Annotated in this window: 10 protein-coding genes and 1 pseudogene; 5 read left to right on the top strand and 6 right to left on the bottom strand. The window is 53.6% G+C overall.

Annotated features, from left to right (window positions below; all coding sequences use genetic code 11):
* Positions 1 to 613: 613 nt before the first annotated feature.
* From DYL61_RS31545 to DYL61_RS07740, 3 genes and pseudogenes are all read left to right on the top strand, one after another.
* Positions 614 to 1676: pseudogene (locus tag DYL61_RS31545) on the top strand (transposase); the annotation flags it as partial.
* 1309 nt (positions 1677 to 2985) lie between these two features.
* Positions 2986 to 3198, top strand: a complete 213-nt coding sequence (locus DYL61_RS31540; protein WP_095017517.1) for a hypothetical protein — start codon at positions 2986 to 2988, stop codon at positions 3196 to 3198.
* A gap of 749 nt (positions 3199 to 3947) precedes the next feature.
* The gene (locus tag DYL61_RS07740) at positions 3948 to 4277 is read left to right on the top strand and encodes a hypothetical protein (RefSeq protein ID WP_095014220.1); all 330 of its coding nucleotides are present in this window, start codon (positions 3948 to 3950) and stop codon (positions 4275 to 4277) included.
* Between the two features lie 527 nt (positions 4278 to 4804).
* On the opposite strand, the gene DYL61_RS07735 is transcribed toward DYL61_RS07740, so the two are convergent.
* Positions 4805 to 6226: a mannose-1-phosphate guanylyltransferase/mannose-6-phosphate isomerase gene (locus DYL61_RS07735; protein ID WP_095014219.1), complete on the bottom strand. Its 1422-nt coding sequence runs from the start codon at positions 6224 to 6226 to the stop codon at positions 4805 to 4807.
* A 345-nt stretch (positions 6227 to 6571) separates the two neighbouring features.
* On the opposite strand from DYL61_RS07735, the gene DYL61_RS07730 reads away from it, so the two are divergent.
* Complete coding sequence (locus DYL61_RS07730; RefSeq protein WP_135307911.1) at positions 6572 to 7708, top strand: glycosyltransferase family 4 protein; 1137 nt, start codon at positions 6572 to 6574, stop codon at positions 7706 to 7708.
* A 74-nt stretch (positions 7709 to 7782) separates the two neighbouring features.
* Positions 7783 to 8796 carry a UDP-glucose 4-epimerase GalE gene (gene galE / locus DYL61_RS07725; protein ID WP_095014217.1) on the top strand — a complete coding sequence of 338 codons (1014 nt, stop codon included), beginning with the start codon at positions 7783 to 7785 and terminating at the stop codon, positions 8794 to 8796.
* 88 nt (positions 8797 to 8884) lie between these two features.
* On the opposite strand, the gene DYL61_RS07720 is transcribed toward galE, so the two are convergent.
* From DYL61_RS07720 to DYL61_RS07700, 5 genes are all read right to left on the bottom strand, one after another.
* Positions 8885 to 10813: a DUF4214 domain-containing protein gene (locus tag DYL61_RS07720; RefSeq protein ID WP_135307855.1), complete on the bottom strand. Its 1929-nt coding sequence runs from the start codon at positions 10811 to 10813 to the stop codon at positions 8885 to 8887.
* Positions 10814 to 11259: 446 nt separating this feature from the next.
* Positions 11260 to 13476: a glycosyltransferase gene (locus DYL61_RS07715; protein ID WP_095014215.1), complete on the bottom strand. Its 2217-nt coding sequence runs from the start codon at positions 13474 to 13476 to the stop codon at positions 11260 to 11262.
* Positions 13473 to 14399, bottom strand: a complete 927-nt coding sequence (locus DYL61_RS07710) for a class I SAM-dependent methyltransferase (protein WP_095014214.1) — start codon at positions 14397 to 14399, stop codon at positions 13473 to 13475. Before DYL61_RS07710 ends, DYL61_RS07715 begins: the two co-directional genes overlap by 4 nt.
* On the bottom strand, positions 14396 to 15658 hold the full coding sequence (locus DYL61_RS07705; protein WP_095014213.1) for an ABC transporter ATP-binding protein: 1263 nt from the start codon (positions 15656 to 15658) through the stop codon (positions 14396 to 14398). Before DYL61_RS07705 ends, DYL61_RS07710 begins: the two co-directional genes overlap by 4 nt.
* Positions 15655 to 16449, bottom strand: a complete 795-nt coding sequence (locus DYL61_RS07700) for an ABC transporter permease (protein WP_095014212.1) — start codon at positions 16447 to 16449, stop codon at positions 15655 to 15657. The genes DYL61_RS07705 and DYL61_RS07700 overlap by 4 nt, the downstream gene beginning before the upstream one ends.
* Positions 16450 to 16453 lie beyond the last annotated feature (4 nt).

The following is a 16453-nucleotide window of genomic DNA, read 5'->3' as shown; positions in this document are numbered from 1 at the left end:
CCTTGTATTACAAGGGGATAGCGCTCCTGACAGAAACCTGTCCTAGTTCTGAAAGTCGTTTTTGCCACAAATTTGCCACACTCAAAAGTGGCGGGAATGGTCGAAATGGCAACAATCAGGAATCGCGGCGAGTATCAGTGGGAAGCGCAAATCCGCCGTAAGGGCTACCCAGCCCAGCGCAAAACCTTCGAAACCAAATCCGATGCCCAAGCCTGGGCACGTATTACATCCTCAACGCTTTAAAACTTCGTGAGCGCCGTGCTTACGGCACCGATGCCGACGCCTCACACGATAATCCATGGATACGGCCCATTGTCCAACTGGCGTTTGAGACAGCCATGCACCGTGGCGAAATTTCGAGCTGCGCTAGAAGCATGTGAACCCGGGTCGTAGGACAGCACACCTGCCTACAACGAAGAACGGGCTGCCGAAAACCATCCCGCTTTCGCCAAAAACTATCCAGTTGCTCAAGGATTTGCCGCGCTCGGCGTGTGGGCGAGTCGTCCCCACCACGACTGATGCGCTCAATAAGGCCTTTGTGTGCGGATTCGACGCTACCCGGATATTCAGGCCACCAACATCCGGACACCCGTTCAACGTTCATTCGGACACCCGAGGCGTTTGCCGCCAGTTCGTTGTGCTATGTCAACAGTTGGGAATGTTTGGAAAGAATCTGGCCGACATCGATGATAGTAAATTCCAAGCAGTCAACAACCGCGACCGCAATGCCACCCGCGCCAAATTGAAGCGGCGAATGGAAGAGATTGTATCGACCATCAACTATGAACTAGCCGCACTCGGTGCGGCCGATCAGCAAGAACCTACAGCTTTCGAGCCCAGCGCCGGGCGGCGGGAAGAGGAAATCGCCAAAGCTCAATTCAAATAAAAAAGCTTCAAGCCATCGAAATCCAGCTCAATGACTCGCCGGGATAAAAAGGTCTCATTAAGCTATTCAGATAGCCGTTCCGTGATGATCCGCAGTACGGGAATCCTCGGCTACCGTGCAGACAGCCGCCGATATTCAACACTATTTGATCGCTGCACATGAGAGGACCAACGCCGGTTTCGCGCGATCAACTCAGTTCGATGGCCAAGCAGGCTCGCGACGCTATAGCTTCAGGCAGTGTCGTTCGTGGCTGACCGAGTTTACTCCAGTAGTGAGCAAATCCTGGCTTGTCACGATGCGGGAATCACCGCCGATGTGCCCAAGCCGATGATCGCTGGAGCCAAAGCAGACGGGCATTTCAATTGCATGCCTTCATCTAAGATGCGGCAAAAACGAATGCGTTTGCCCGCTGGAGAGATATTGTTTCGGCGCTATACCAATATTCCCAAAAGCCTGACGTCCACCGTTACTGTAGTTCTAATTTCCAGGGATGCGTGCTGAAATCGAAGCGTACACCGAGCACCCAACGGCGAGTTCGGCGATGGGAGCATGACGCCGTATTGGAGAAAATGCAGAACCGGCTGAGCAATGCGTCGGAGATGATGCGGACCGAAAACGGACGGTGTAGCATCCCTTCGAAGCGCTTAAACAATAGATGTGCGACGCATTTCATGACGCAAAAGCTGATCGGGGCGAGTGCACAGATGAGCCTGAACGTGCTCGCCCGCAACTTGAAACGGGTGATAAAATCATTGGCAATACGAGCCTGCTGAAAGCGCTCGCAGCATAGAAACTGTCGTCTTTTTATAGATGTTTTGAGGCTTTGCCTGCGGTCGACAGTGCCTCGATAGCAGTTGACAGCGGCAGCCCCATTCGAAAGGCAATGCGCAGCACATGAGCGGTTGACCGATCGCGATAACAAAACATCAAGAACACCGAACTGCGTTTATACACACTCCGGACCAGAAGCAGTCATTGTCCAGTGACTCCCCTGGTCAAATTGACCACGAAATTGCAGATCCCCCCATAATCGCTTAACCTGCGCACAACGCTCATCGATTTTCTATCGCGAGGCCCAGTACGAAACGATCGCACACAAAACACAAGCTTTGCGCATGTTATCTAAGACCACCAGCCACTTACCTTCGAGCGTCATTATCTAACGGGGTAGATATACATTTTATGGGTTTCAGTTATAGGGATGTGAATTCAGTTGGTTGAGGGCTCGTGCTCAACGATACGCAGAGGAACGCCTTATGTTGCTTCGCACCCTCCTGCTGCGCGGCCTACCAGATGAAGATACATGTGACTTTGCCACGGTCGCAGTTGGATGGGGTGCAAAAATTATTTTTACATGACATCATAAGCCAGTAGCCCCACCTTCCCGGTATTCTGACCGATACGACTATTTGAGGTATGATTCAAAGACGGGACGTGTGGCGTGAGATAAAAATTGATTCCAGAACCTCCTCCGTAGGTTACAGCATCGCGCACGGGCCCCTGATTGTTGTTGATACCCACGATGATGCCGCACTTGGGGAGTGCTGGACGTAATCAAGCTACCAATAGTAAGGTTGCGACACTCAAAAAGCTTGAATGTGGCGGAGCGAAGCTTTTTTTGAAACCGCTGAACCGGACTCTTCGACTGTTAACTTTGATAAGAGCTGTGGTCATTTGAATGCCGGTGCGTGGACTAGATGACGTTTCCTCACAAGATTATGAGACGGTGCCGCTTATCAGACCAAACAATAACTGTGCATCAGCAGAGGGCTGCTACGAATTGGAAATCAGAAAGCTCACCTACTCCAAGGATAGACATGTCGAAGATAATTGTTCTATTATTACCGTTAATGCTTATGGGTTGCGCGACTAGAACATCAGAACCGCACTTTTTTCCTAAAGGCAATATGCCTATGACACAGCAGGAATATCGGGAGGCCCAGTCGCAGCTTCGCCAGTCTGCGTGCCGCGGATTATAGATGGCTCTTGCTTGAAGGCGATTTAAATCCAGCCTTGATGTGGCGCAGGCAATTTTCAAACTCACTGCCATACCGGTAGAATATATAAGCCAGAGACTAGCCGACGATATTAGGTTAAAAATGAAAACCAATGCTCCCAGCCTAGACATAAAGCGCGACTTGCAAGGCATCGCCTCTGACCTCAAGTGGTCCGCTGTAGAGCTTAGGAGAATTGCCGAGCGCTTGAGTCTTGCAGGCAACGAGGCAGATGCCCAAGCTTTGTTGCGAATGTGTGCAGTGCTTCGTGCGGATGAAGATCGGCTGACAGGCTATTCCGAGGGACGGATGGCGTAGAAAAAATTCGACCTAATAGAAGTAGGAGCAGCGTCTGCCGCAACGGTTACCGTTAGGACCGCCACGTTATATTCGCAGAGCTTTCATGCCAAAACCGCGCGACGCTCTTAGTGCACTTGAGCGACAAGCACTGCGGATCGCGTGAAAGAAAATCCAATGCCAATCTGCCGCCAAGTCAGATTAGCACCATAGTTACCTGCAGCTATTTGATGAAGGAAGCTATGCGATCTTACATGCATCCTTCAACCGCATTTTGCGCTAGACGGATTAGCAGTATTACCGCTCTCCGGGCAAACGGCATATCACCATGAAGCGCCGACGCCTTTCGCTGCGACTCCGGCAAAATTAGGCGCAGCGGCGGAATTTCATTTACCTGCCGCTTACGGCTCGAGGAAGGTCTACTGTCTCGGTTAGACCAAGAATATAACCTAAAAATGACGGCTGAACGCCTTACGAAGCAGAGAGAGCGGCGAAACGCGCCAACGATATGCTGAGCTTACTGACTGGGAATAGCATTAGATCCAATCCTACACGTATTCCCAGCCCACTCAGTTACTTCGACGTTAATTTCGGCCTGTAGTGCCAACAATTAGCGCGTATTTCACCGCTCATAGTTTTTGGTATATTTTTTCAACACACGGTAGAGAGAATACTTAATAAAAAATTTTTTAATTCATCGTAAATACTTTTCCCAGCGGGATCAATTGCGATGAATAACTTTACAAACAATGTCTTTGTTGAGAAATAATATGGCTACAGAACTGACAGAAGAAGAGATGCGACGCGCACTGTTTGGAGGGCTTGAGGCTACGAGTCCGGCGACTGCGAATGAAAGAAAGCTCGGCACGAACGCCACCATCGCAGAGCTGCCAAAACTCGCAAAAAAGAAGACAGTGTTAACGGGCTTTACTCCCAGAATAAGGGTTACGCTGCGGGTGGGGAATGAATTTGAAGGCGAAATGTATGAGCTAATACATGAGGCTGATACGCTGAGCTCACTGGTAGCGGAGCAAGATGCTACTCGAAAGGCAAGGAAAAAATTTAAATTTATCGAAGTGATTTCGGTCGTGTCGGTATAGGTAGACTTCATGACATAAATCATTCGCTTGGCAGGCGCTCTCGCTGACAAGCTCCTAATCCGACTACCTTAACGATATACGTCGATTGGACTGAAATCTCAAGCAAGTAGTGTTGTTGCGGCGCAACGTAACGCGCCCAACCCAAGCAACGTAACAACGCATTAACTGAATACCGCTCCGCAAATTTTATAGTCTTAGAATACTCTTCAGAGACACGCAAGCATTAATATCAACATCAACAATACGCTCCGGCGCATTCCTGGCGCATACTACAGTGGGTCAACATCCAGCTACGCCTCCTCACTGCGCAAACGCACCAGCACTTCATACACCCCGTACGATTACGTTCCCCCTACGCCGGAAGAGGCAAGCCGGCGCCAGCATTTATTTCGTATTCCTTTCTGAGCCGCCGACCCGCAGATGCACCCATGACCGATCAGCGAGAATGAGGCAATCAGAGGTTCGATAATCCCGCGTGAACGCACGACTACCTTAGATAATTAATCCTACAGCCACACGAGTAATGGCTAACTATTTTCCAGACGCCCGTAGCGGTCTTCGAAGCGCACGATGTCGTCCTCTCCCAAGTAAACACCCGATTGCACTTCAATTAGCTCCAACGGCACCTTGCCCGGGTTAGACAGCGAATGCCGGACGCCCAGCGGGATGTATGTAGATTGGTTTTCCGACAGGATCAGCTCTTGCTCGCCGCAGATGACACGTGCGGTACCTGATACCACAATCCAATGTTCAGCTCGGTGATAGTGCAGCTGCAAAGATAGAGATTCTCCAGGTAACACGCTAATGCGCTTGACTTGGTAACGCTCGCCCTTGTCCACTGTGTCGTAATGCCCCCAAGGGCGGTTGACCAATGGATGACTGACGAACTCCGAACGATCTCCGGCCTGCAGGTGCCTGACTACATCCCTGACCTGTTGACTGTCATGCTTGCTAGCAATCAGCACCGCATCCTTGGTCTCGATGATGATAAGATTTTCAACGCCAACCGCCGCGACCAGTCGGTGATGAGACTGTACAAGGCAATCTCGTGTGCCCAGGGCTATCACGTCGCCCTCAAGGCGATTGGAGTTGGCATCATGGGGCCCCACATCCCAGATCGCCGACCAGCTACCCAAGTCGTTCCAGCCTGCATTTAGCGGGACGACAAGGCCGGCAGTAGTGCGCTCCATCACAGCGTAATCTACCGACTCCTCCTCGCATAATGAGAACTGTTCGGCCTGCACATGAGTGAAGTGTCTGTCGATCTGCGCATGCTCCATGGCGACCCGACAAGCGCTCAATATATCAGGGCGGTGCCGCTCTAGCTCTCCTAGGAACACCGAGCCCCGAAACATAAACATTCCACTGTTCCACAGGTATTCTCCTGAATTCAGGTATTGGGCGGCCAATTCCGGAGATGGCTTTTCCTTGAATGCCCCAATGGCAAAGCCGCCCCTTTCCACTGCCTGACCGCACTGGATGTAACCAAAGCCGGTTTCTGCGCTAGTAGGAGTAATCCCAAATGTCACCAGGCGGCCAGCTTCAGCATGGATCTGAGCTACGCGCACGGCTTCACGAAAAGCGTCTTCATCATGAATATGATGGTCCGCCGACAGCACCAGCAAAATCGGGTCACTACCATCTGCCATAGCCTCCAGTGCCGCCAAGGCGATGGCCGGAGCAGTATTGCGCGCCAGCGGTTCTAAGATAATACGACGACTAGCAACATTGGCCACTCGCAATTGCTCGGCCACAATAAAGCGATGTTTTTCATTACTGACTATCACAGCAGGCGAATGATCCAGGCCCCGCAGACGGGCCAACGTGCGCTGGAACATGGTACCCTGATCTTGGCCATCCAGAGCCAGAAATTGCTTGGGAAAACTCTGGCGCGAAAGCGGCCAAAGGCGCGAACCATTACCGCCAGCCAGGATTACAGGGGTAAACATCGGGAACTCCATGCTTTTCGCCGCAGGCGCGAACGATGCTGGCATTATCCAATTGGTTTCCCACGAATGCAACCTGATTACTAATGACCGAAAACGATGTCCACGCAGCTGGTATATTAATCCAAAGTTAACATTAAAATATAAATCAACAATGGATTTTATAGCCGAATTTAATTGTAGTTAGTTATATATCTCCAGCCATTAGTTAACGATTACGCTTTGCGCTCAGTTACACGCAAATATGGTAACCTCAGCGCCCAACATCGGTACTGTATTAACCGACCTACCCAACTTGAGGGCTGAGCGCTATGGGCTCAATCCTCGACAAGACGAGACAGCTTGGATATGAAACTTGGCTATGGTTGTACCGTCTGGGCAAATGGCGCACGTGCTGGCCATCATGATGGTATCGGTACTTATACTAGCGCGCTCTGGCAGGGGCTGAACGAACTCTCACCGGACGCTATTCACGTGCAGCCGTATGCATTTGGTCGTGACTGGCCGCCGCTTCCCTGCGGCGCTCCGCGACGGCTGGCCAAAAACTTTCCAGTGCATGCCCTGCTCAGTGGAAGCATGGGTCTCACCTTGCCTAGCTCAAAAGCGATTGCCGGCAGCATAGACCTGTTTCACGCCACCGATCATCTGATACCCAATATCGCTGGCGTGCCCACGATCGCCACTATCATGGACCTGATTCCATTGCTGCACCCGGAGTGGATCAAGAACAACCTGCGTCCGCTCAAGAGTTGGCTGTTCAAACAGTCGATTTTCAAGGCAGACCACATCATCACCATTTCGCAGCACAGCCGTCAGGACATGATTCATCATCTGAACATTGCACCCGAGCGCATCAGCGTCACACCGCTGGGTGTTGACCCCGCCTATTTTCAGCGCGTCGATCCGGAACAACGCGAGATCGTGCTGACGAAGCATCAGTTGCCACCGGGGTTTTTTCTGTTCATAGGCACGTTGCAACCGAGAAAAAACCTGCTGCGCACACTTCAGGCGTTTAAACAGCTTCCGGCCAATGTGCGCAAGGCCCATCCGCTGGTGATTGTGGGACGAGACGGCTGGAATAACGGCGACCTGCTGCCTCAATTGGAAGCGCTGGAACGAGCCGGCGAAGGGCGCTGGCTGCGTTATTTGCCACAGAGCGATGTGTTCGCGCTGCTGCAAAGCGCCAGTGCACTGGTGTTTCCTTCTTTATATGAAGGTTTCGGACTGCCGGTGATTGAAGCGTTCGCGGCGCAGTGCCCAGTGATCGCGTCCAATAGCAGCTCGTTGCCGGAAGTGGCTGCCGGTGCCGCGTGGGAGGTAGACCCACACTGCGTGGACAGCATCCACGCAGCGCTGCAGGCTGTGTTGACCGATGCGCCACTGCGCGAGCACAAAGTGCGCAGCGGTCTGCAGCGCGCACGGCATTACACCTGGCATGAATGTGCCCGGCAAACCTTGGAGGTGTATACAAAGGTGCTGGGTTAAGCTGCCTTTGCCCGCCCTTCAAACGCGGAAGGGTAAGGATTCCCACCTATTACATAAAGGAGTATTCGACTGATATGAAAATATTGGTAACCGGAGGTGCGGGCTATATCGGCTCGCACACTACATTGGCCCTGCTGGAAGCTGGACTTGACGTGGTGGTGCTGGACAACCTCTGTAACAGTTCGCCAGTCTCGCTTTCGCGCGTAGAGGAGTTAGCCGCCCGCGCACTGACATTCGTAGAGGGCGATATCAATGACCGCGCTTTGCTCGATCGTGTTTTCGCCGACCACAGCATCGACGCGGTCATGCACTTCGCCGGCCTCAAAGCAGTGGGCGAAAGCGTTGCCGAACCGTTGCTGTATTACCGCAACAACGTCGCCGGCACGCTCACCCTGTGCGAAGCCATGGCCGTCGCCAACGTTTTCAAACTTGTGTTCAGCTCATCGGCCACGGTGTATGGCGAGCCTGGCGAGATGCCGCTGCACGAGCAACTGCCAACCGGCTCAGCGACCAACCCATACGGGCAATCGAAGGTCATGGTAGAGCGTTGCCTCAGCGATTTGGGCGCTGCTGACCCACGCTGGAGCATCGCGCTGTTGCGCTATTTCAACCCGATAGGCGCGCACAGCAGCGGTTTGATTGGGGAGAACCCCAACGGGCTGCCCAACAACCTCTTGCCGTATATCAGCCAAGTGGCTGCGGGCAAGCTGGCGGAGCTGGCGGTGTATGGCAATGACTACCAGACCGTTGATGGCACCGGCGTTCGCGATTACATCCATGTGGTGGACTTGGCGGATGGGCACCTAAAAGCGTTGCATGCCATTGAAGCCGCTACCGGTGTTGCGGTGTGGAATCTGGGCACGGGGGTCGGCTATAGCGTATTGCAAATCATCGAAGCGTTTGAGAAGGCCAGCGGATGTAAGATCCCATACCGGCTAGCGGCACGGCGCCCTGGCGACACTGCCGAGTGTTGGGCCGATAGCGGCAAGGCCAATCGAGAGCTGGGATGGCAAGCCACGCGTGGCCTGGCAGACATGATGACGGATACATGGCGCTGGACTCGCCAAAACCCGACGGGTTATCCCTGACACCGACACGTGATAACCGCCCACAAAAAACCCCGGCCGAAGCCGGGGTTTTTTATTTCAAGCAAACCCGAAGGTCAGCGAGAAATCCTTACGCTACGTGAACGAAACCGTTCTCGAAGGTCAGGGTGTTGGCGTTAACACCAGTCAGTACGATGTTTGCAACATCGTTAGCAGGTGCAGCACCGGCGTTGGCGAAAGCCTTGGCTTCGACGTGAACGATGGTGTTAGCACCGCTCTGCTCGAAGAATACTTCCAGAGCGCTAGCGTTACCGGCTGCGTACAGGTCACCAATAGTTTTGGTAGCGTCAGTGGCGCCGCCGAACTTGTACTGAGTACCGATGAACAGCTCGTCGCCGGTGGCGAAGCCAGCACCAATAGTAACGGTGCCAGCAACGCCAACTTTTGCAGCATCAGCTACGAACAGGTCTTTACCGGGGGTCAGCGTGCCGACGTTGTAGCCAAGGTCAGCGATAGCTTTTTCAGCAGCAACAACTTTATCCGAAGCAGCAGTGTGCGCGTCGTAAGCAGCAACGACCTTGACTTGATCAGCTTGCTCTTTCGTCACGGCAGCAGCCGCATCAGCTACAGCTTTGATCTGACCATCACGTGCAGTGACTGCAGCTTCAGCGGCCAGCAGTGCAGCGCCTTTGCCAGAACCTTCGGTGGAAAATGCGAGGTCAGCTTTCACAGAAGCATCATAAGCCGCGTCGCGAGCTTCAGCTTTGGTGATAGCGGTTTGCAGAGCGGTTTCAGAGGCTGTAGCAGGAGTGCTAACAGGAACTACAAAAGCATTGTCGGCGCCATCGAGGAAATTCTCGACCAGCGTTTTCTGAGCAGCCGCGATAAAGGCTGCATCACCGTCAACGCCAACTTTCAAGTTCAATACTGCGTTAACCTGGTTGACCAGATCACCAACAGTGACATTAGTGGTGTCGTTCAGCTCAGTGCTAACCAGACCACCTGCCTTAACATAGGCGCTCAGAGCGTCCTGTACCGCAGTCAGTACAGCCAGATCGGTAGTCGAAGCCAGTGCAGTCTTAGCGTTGTTAGCAGTAACCTGCAGAGCCTTGACAGCGGAGTCATTATCGACAGCTGTTTGCGCCTGGGTAGCAGCAGTTTTCAGAGCCACGTCGCTGTTCAAAGCACGAGCGGCTGTCAGAGCATTGGTAGAATCTGCAACGTCTTTCTGAGCATCAGCTACCGAAGAGTTAGCGTCGCTAACTGCGGCCAGTGCGGCAGCATCGTCAAAATCAGTAACGAACTTTTCGAGCAAAGCAGCGTCAGTGATTGGGGCGGCGTCAGCAGCGTTATCGGCCAGAGCCAGAGCTTCAAGCGCTTGTGCTTCAGCAACAGTTTTAGCTTGCAAGTCAACCAGGGCAGCGGTCAGAGCCGAGTTCTGACCTACCAGCGAGCCTACTGGATCAGAAGTGCCGACAGCGATGTCGATACGACCTTCAGCAGCAGCGGCAGTAGCCGGATCAGCAGTTACGTTCTTGATAGCTGCTTGAGCGGCAAGGTACGCAGGATCTTGGGTGATGTCACCGGTAGCGGTGATGTTCGAAGCAGCACCGAACTTCTCAGCGAAGTGCAGGCCAACGTTGGCTTTGTTGGTCAGGGTGTCTTGACGACCCTGGGCAACAGCACGCTCTTCGGCGGTCAGGTTGGTGAAGGAAGCAACGTCAACGGTCAGTGCGTCGTTAACGAACTGCGCAACGAAGTTAGCGCGAGCGTCAGCACCACCAGTTTTCAGCTGGCTTACCCAGTAGTCAACACCAGCAGCGTCGCCGGCAGCGCCCAATACGTTCTGGTAAACAGCGTTTACGAATTGAACGTCGGTCAGCGAGCCGTAGGTGGCTGCGAACACTGGGTTGGCTGCGAATTGAACAGCGATGGTGTTAACGGTAGCGTTACCTGTGAACTGGCCTTCCCAGTAGGACAGACCGGCTGCATCTGGAGCGCGTTCGAAAAAAGCAGCGTACAGACCAGCAATTTTTTGTGCGTTAGTAGCGGTAGCCATGAAAATGTAACTCCTTAAGGTTCACTGCAATACTGAGCTCAGTAGCCCGACCGTAGCCGAAGCATGTAGGATTATGCCCACAGGTTATGTAGCCTGCAACCAATCAATCCGTAGTCTATGAGCGGCTTGGAAGTAGGAAGATTCATTAAAAAAAAGCTTTTGATAGGCTTTTAAATAACCATAAGCCTCCATCGCAAGCGCAATGCCCCCCGAAAAACAAGGGGTTCAGGCGAACTCGTGGCGACTTTCCCGTTTGTCGGCTGCTGGTATTCGGCCACTATGCGGTTCTTTCACGGCGCAAATTTTTTCTACAAATACTGTCAAATCGCCACGAGTAGTCGCCTATCTTTAGCATCGCACGCGCTTTGATAGAAATGATCGCACCTCATCCGAGTGGCATTAATCCGGCTCATCTGAGGTAAGGGAACAAGAGGCTTCTTTGCACCTTAGATTCCTGAGCGGGATTTCCGATCTTCAAGACGCTCTTGTAGGGCCAGACCCAAACGAGTGGCGAAAGCGCTTAGGGTGAAGCTTTCTTCGAATCTACGCAAACCGGCTTCACCGTATTGGCGACGCAGTTCGGCCGACTGCACTAGCTGCTTAAGTGCATCGTGCAAGGCATGAACATCTTCCGGCGGCACCAGCAAGCCGGTTTCACCGTGCTGCACGATCTCGACAACACCGCCGCTGCTGCAACCGACGCATGCTTTGCCATAACGCATGGCTTCCAGGTAAATCAGGCCGAAACTTTCGTATCGGCTCGGCGCAACGAAAATGTCGCAGTCGGCATAGACCTGTTGCAGCCGTTGCTCGTCGATTAGACCAGGTATTTCGACCCGAGACATCCACGCAGCACCAGCGTTTTCCTGCTGGAACGCCTGTAGATACGTACGACCGTCTGGTCCCAGCAAACGGTTGTCACCGGCGAGTGTGACGTGCACTTCTGGGTGCGCCTCCAGCAGCGCCGGCAATGCCTGCATCAGAATGTCGATCCCTTTGCGCGTTTCGAACCGACCCAGGTACAACAGTTTAACGATGTTGCCATCCCCAACTGTTGGAGTAGCAGTACCTGCGCGCATGCCAAACGGATGCAGTTGCACTCGCTCATCGGCCAATTGCAAGGCATAGGCTTGCTCCACATCGCGGCGGATGGCCTGTGTGCTGGTGAGAATCAGGTCAGCATTGTTCAGCGCCCACTTCTCGGCTTCGATCATCGGCTGAACGTGGTTTTTAAAGTAGCTGCTGTCAGGGGTCCATTCCGGTTTGCTGTCTTGCATCAAGCGGTAGCTGGTCACCAGGTACAGCGCAACTTTGAACCGCTTACTGGCGATGATCGCCGCAGTGTCGAGGTCCCAAATGGTGCCGACCACCCAGTCAAAGCGGCGGCGGGCACTAACCCGTTCCAACTCGGCGAGGATATTCACGGCATTGTGGCTAACACCCGGCGGCATGTATGGCATGCCATCGGGCGGTGTAATAGCGCTCGCGCCGCCCGGAAGACGATGGACCCACACGCCTTCTTCGAAATCCACGGTATGCGGCATGCCCACCTGTGCGGAGGTCATGACAGTAACTTCATGTCCTTGACGCGCCAGTTCGGTGGCCATCTGGTAAATTATTACGCCCACACCGCCGCAGTCGCTAGGCGGGTAAAGGGTGGTGGTGAAGGCGAGGTGCAACCGTTGCTTTGGAGCCAGCAGCGGCAGAAACGCTTGCCAGGCTTGGTCGGGATTGAACGTCACGACTTTGCGCCACGGATGACTGAAGGCATCTTGGATGCCGGCGTCGAAACCGTCTTCGATTTCCTGGAACATGCGCTTGGCTTCTACTGGCGGCAGCAGCCCGGTTTCTTCTGCCCAGCGTGTATGGGTGCGAAGTTTGCGACGGTGTTTCTCGACGGTGTAGAACGTTTCGCCCAGCGCCATGTCGGGCGTGGCATTCTGCAAGCAGAAGTAAGCAGTGCTGCGGGCGATGGTCAGCCAGGTGCGGGCGATTCCTTTTTCGTTACGTATGTGGCTGGGTGCGTATTTGTGATGGACTTCGGCGCTTGGCATCATCTTGATGTCGTACCCGGCGTCGACCATACGGAAAATTACATCGGTTTCGTCGAGGAAGTAGGCGTACTGCTCATCGAAACCGCCCACCTCATGCAATGCGCTACGCCGAAAGCTGGAGTTCACGCCGATCATGCCCGGTACTTTGAACGCGCCGGCCTTAGCGTGAGGCACATCGGTTGGATGGTTGAGCAGCACTTCGGATTCGCCGTTACGACCACTGACGATGTAGCGGGTTTGGAACTCAACGCCGGTGTGGTTGCGCACGAAGCCGCCCGCCGCCCCGACCGTGCGGTCGATGTAGGCATGGGACAGCTCATTCAGCCAGTCGGGTTCAGGAATGCCATCGTCATCAATAAACGCGACGATGTCGCCCGAGGCTTGGTCAATGCCGATGTTACGTGACATGGACAGGTTGGCCGCGGGGCACGTGGCAATTTTGACTTTGCCTTTCCAGTTGTCGTTAAGATAGCTCAGCGTGCCGTCGGTGCTAGGCCCATCCACAACGATGACTTCAAGATCGGGATAGCGCAGATACTGCAGGGCATCCAATGTATTGGGCAGCGTGTGCATGCGGTTGTAAGTGTTGACGACCAAGCTGATTTTCATGCGCCCAACTTCCTCGCAGTGACTTCCATTTCTCGGCAATCACCATTAACTCGATCAGCCGCCAGCACTTCCAAGTGTCCAAAACCCGCCTCACGCAACAGTTGGCTCAGAGTGTCCGGGCTGTACATGGCGTAATGAAAATCGCCGTCGTAGTCCTGCTTGCCAAAGGTGACTTCGGCAAAGGTATCAAAGCTCATCTCGCCACGTTGGTAGCTGGCAAGCATGGCCTGAGAATCCGGCACCACCAACTGCAGCGTGCCGTCGCTTTTGAGAATGCTATGCCAGTGCGGCAGCAGCACATCGAGCAGGTAGCGGCGCGGGAAATGCTCCAGCAGGTGTGCGGCGTAAATCAGTTCCACTGTGTCGGGTTCAAATGGCAGATTTTCGGCGCCAGAAACAATGTCCACGCCAGGCAATTCACGCACATCGACATTGAGCTTGTCCGGATGAGGAATGTGCCCGCAACCCACGTTAATCCGAACGGGCTGATTGCCAAGTTGTACATGGGGCAGGATGCGCGCCGGGATTGTTGACTGCTTCGCACCTTCACCTGGGGCTGCGGAGGGTTTGACCTTGAGCACCTTGCGCAGCTCGAACATGATCTCGTCGCGCACGAACTCTGTTCGCGCACTTTGATGCCGTTCAGACTTGCCCAACGCAGACTTCCACTCAAGCTGCTCGCGCTTAAGGTTTTTGCTTGCGTTATTGAGCCCCGCGATGGCATTCGCCTGAGCCTTGACCAATTGTTCGACGACTTCAAGACGCTCGGCAAGGCTGCCAACCTGTTGAGCCTGTTCCCAGTTCACTGCTCGCGTGGCACCCTGATTGCGATTACGGACGAAAGCAAGCACTTGCTGCGCCAATGCGCCAATGACAGGCAGGTCACGAATTTTCAAATAGATCGTTCTCAACAGCTTTTTCATGGATTGACATGATCCAAAGTTTTATTGGGGCCATCTGACAACGAAGTCAGTTCGACATGGGCATCCAGCCAAGCAAGGCCGGCAAAGTGTTTTTTGTGCACGTTGACTACTTTAAACACGTGGGCTAGGTCCAACCAGTCGTAGTTCTTCTCAACATGGGAGCGGTGCGAGCGGGTAAGCGCAACGCTGACGCTATAGGTGCCTTCGCCCAAGTTGAGGTCGAAGCCGAAGGATAGGACCAGCTTTTGTCCTGGCTGCAAGCCTGCCAAGTCTTTGCCATAATCCTTGGAGTTGATCCCGAAAATCCAGTTACCCGCGCGGTCACGAATGACAAAACCGCATACCAACTCGTCAATGGCTTTGTGTACATCAATGACGATGCATAGTTTGACCGGCTCACCGGTGGCGACGGTATCCAGTGGCTGCTCTTGAGCGTCCAGCAGTCGAACCGTATCAATTAACGCCTCGCCCGTACCAGAACGGATGCCGCCACCGTTGGCGTCGCCACTTAGACGTGTATGCTTCAAGTCTGGATCAGCCAGACTGGCATTGTACAGGTCAATGATCTGCTGCGGCGCGCCCACCTTCAGCAACTTGCCCTTGTGCAACAGAACGGCGCGATTGCATAGCGACTGGATACTTGCGCTGTCATGGGAGACAAACAGAAGCGAGGTACCTTGCGCTTGAAAATCGCGAATCAGGCTGAAGCACTTGTGTTGAAAGTAGGCATCTCCTACCGACAGTGCTTCGTCGACGATCAGGATTTCCGGCCGGTAAGCGGTCGCCACCGCGAACGCCACACGCATCTGCATGCCGCTGCTGTAAGTGCGCACCGGATGGTCGAAGTAATCGCCGATTTCGGCAAACTCTTTGATTTCTTCGATGATAGCGGTGATCTGCTCAGTGGTGTATCCGAGCAGGCTAGCTGCATGATAAGCATTTTGGCGACCGGTCAGATCCGGGTGAAACCCCATGCCCAGCTCGAGGATGGCGGCAATCTTACCCTGGACTTCAACATGGCCGGCACTGGCTTTCAACGTGCCGGTGATGATTTTGAGCAGCGTGCTTTTGCCTGCACCGTTTTGACCGATGATACCCACGGCCTCACCGGCCTGGACTTCAAAGTTGATGTCTTGCAGCACCCATACCTCGGCCTTCGGCTTGACGCGCCAGCCGAACCATGACAACACACGGTGAAGCTCCCGATGGTAGGTGCGGTATGCCTTGCCCACACCTTCTACTTTTAATACAGCACTCATAACGCATCCACCATTTCATCACCCGCGCGGCGGTACAACTGGGCGGCAAGAGCACCCATGACCAAGGTGAATACAACGGGATATATCAATAGCATCAAGTCCGGCATACGGCCGAATACCATCACGCTTTGATACGCCTGAATAATGCCAGTCATGGGATTGAGGTAGAGAATGAACTGAAATTTTTGTGGAATCATAGCCATGACGTAGACGATAGGCGTCAGCCAGAAACCGAATTGAATGAATATGGGAATGACCTGGCCCACATCGCGCAAAAACACATTGATAATGCCCAAACTCAACCCCAGACCTAAGGCCAGAAACAGGGTGAGCAGCGTGAGCAGGGGCAGCCAGAAAATGCTCATACCCGGCCAATGACCAAGGCAGGCGAACACCGCAAGACTGACGAGCAGCAAAAGCAGATTGTTGATGAGGCAGCTGCCTGCAAGGATAACCGGCAGAGCAAGCCGGGGAAACGCCATCTTCTTGAGCAGGTTGCCGTTATCGATAAAGACGCCCAGGCTTCGGCTCAAGACCTCGGTAAACAATGACCACCCTAGAATTCCCGCGGTCAGGTAGATCGCATAAGAGTAAGTACCGGCGATACCGGGCAGGCGTGCCGCCATAACGGCCGACAAAATGAACGCGTAGATAACGATCTGGGCGAGAGGATAAATGATCATCCATAACCCGCCCAGCCGGCTGCGGGCAAAACGGGTGGCAAACTCGTTTCGAACCGCGCTTTTTATAAAGTGCCGTGTTCGCCACAGTTCTTGCAGTGCGTTTGTCAACGTT

The organism is Pseudomonas nabeulensis, assembly GCF_004682045.1.
GTDB lineage: Bacteria > Pseudomonadota > Gammaproteobacteria > Pseudomonadales > Pseudomonadaceae > Aquipseudomonas > Aquipseudomonas nabeulensis.
This window is presented reverse-complemented; position numbering and strand designations above follow the sequence as displayed.

Coding starts and splice junctions, on each gene's coding strand:
- DYL61_RS31540 (WP_095017517.1), top strand. CDS start 2,986: ATGAAAACCAATGCTCCCAGCCTAGACATAAAGCGCGACTTGCAAGGC.
- DYL61_RS07740 (WP_095014220.1), top strand. CDS start 3,948: ATGGCTACAGAACTGACAGAAGAAGAGATGCGACGCGCACTGTTTGGA.
- DYL61_RS07735 (WP_095014219.1), bottom strand. CDS start 6,226: ATGTTTACCCCTGTAATCCTGGCTGGCGGTAATGGTTCGCGCCTTTGG.
- DYL61_RS07730 (WP_135307911.1), top strand. CDS start 6,572: ATGAAACTTGGCTATGGTTGTACCGTCTGGGCAAATGGCGCACGTGCT.
- galE (WP_095014217.1), top strand. CDS start 7,783: ATGAAAATATTGGTAACCGGAGGTGCGGGCTATATCGGCTCGCACACT.
- DYL61_RS07720 (WP_135307855.1), bottom strand. CDS start 10,813: ATGGCTACCGCTACTAACGCACAAAAAATTGCTGGTCTGTACGCTGCT.
- DYL61_RS07715 (WP_095014215.1), bottom strand. CDS start 13,476: ATGAAAATCAGCTTGGTCGTCAACACTTACAACCGCATGCACACGCTG.
- DYL61_RS07710 (WP_095014214.1), bottom strand. CDS start 14,399: ATGAAAAAGCTGTTGAGAACGATCTATTTGAAAATTCGTGACCTGCCT.
- DYL61_RS07705 (WP_095014213.1), bottom strand. CDS start 15,658: ATGAGTGCTGTATTAAAAGTAGAAGGTGTGGGCAAGGCATACCGCACC.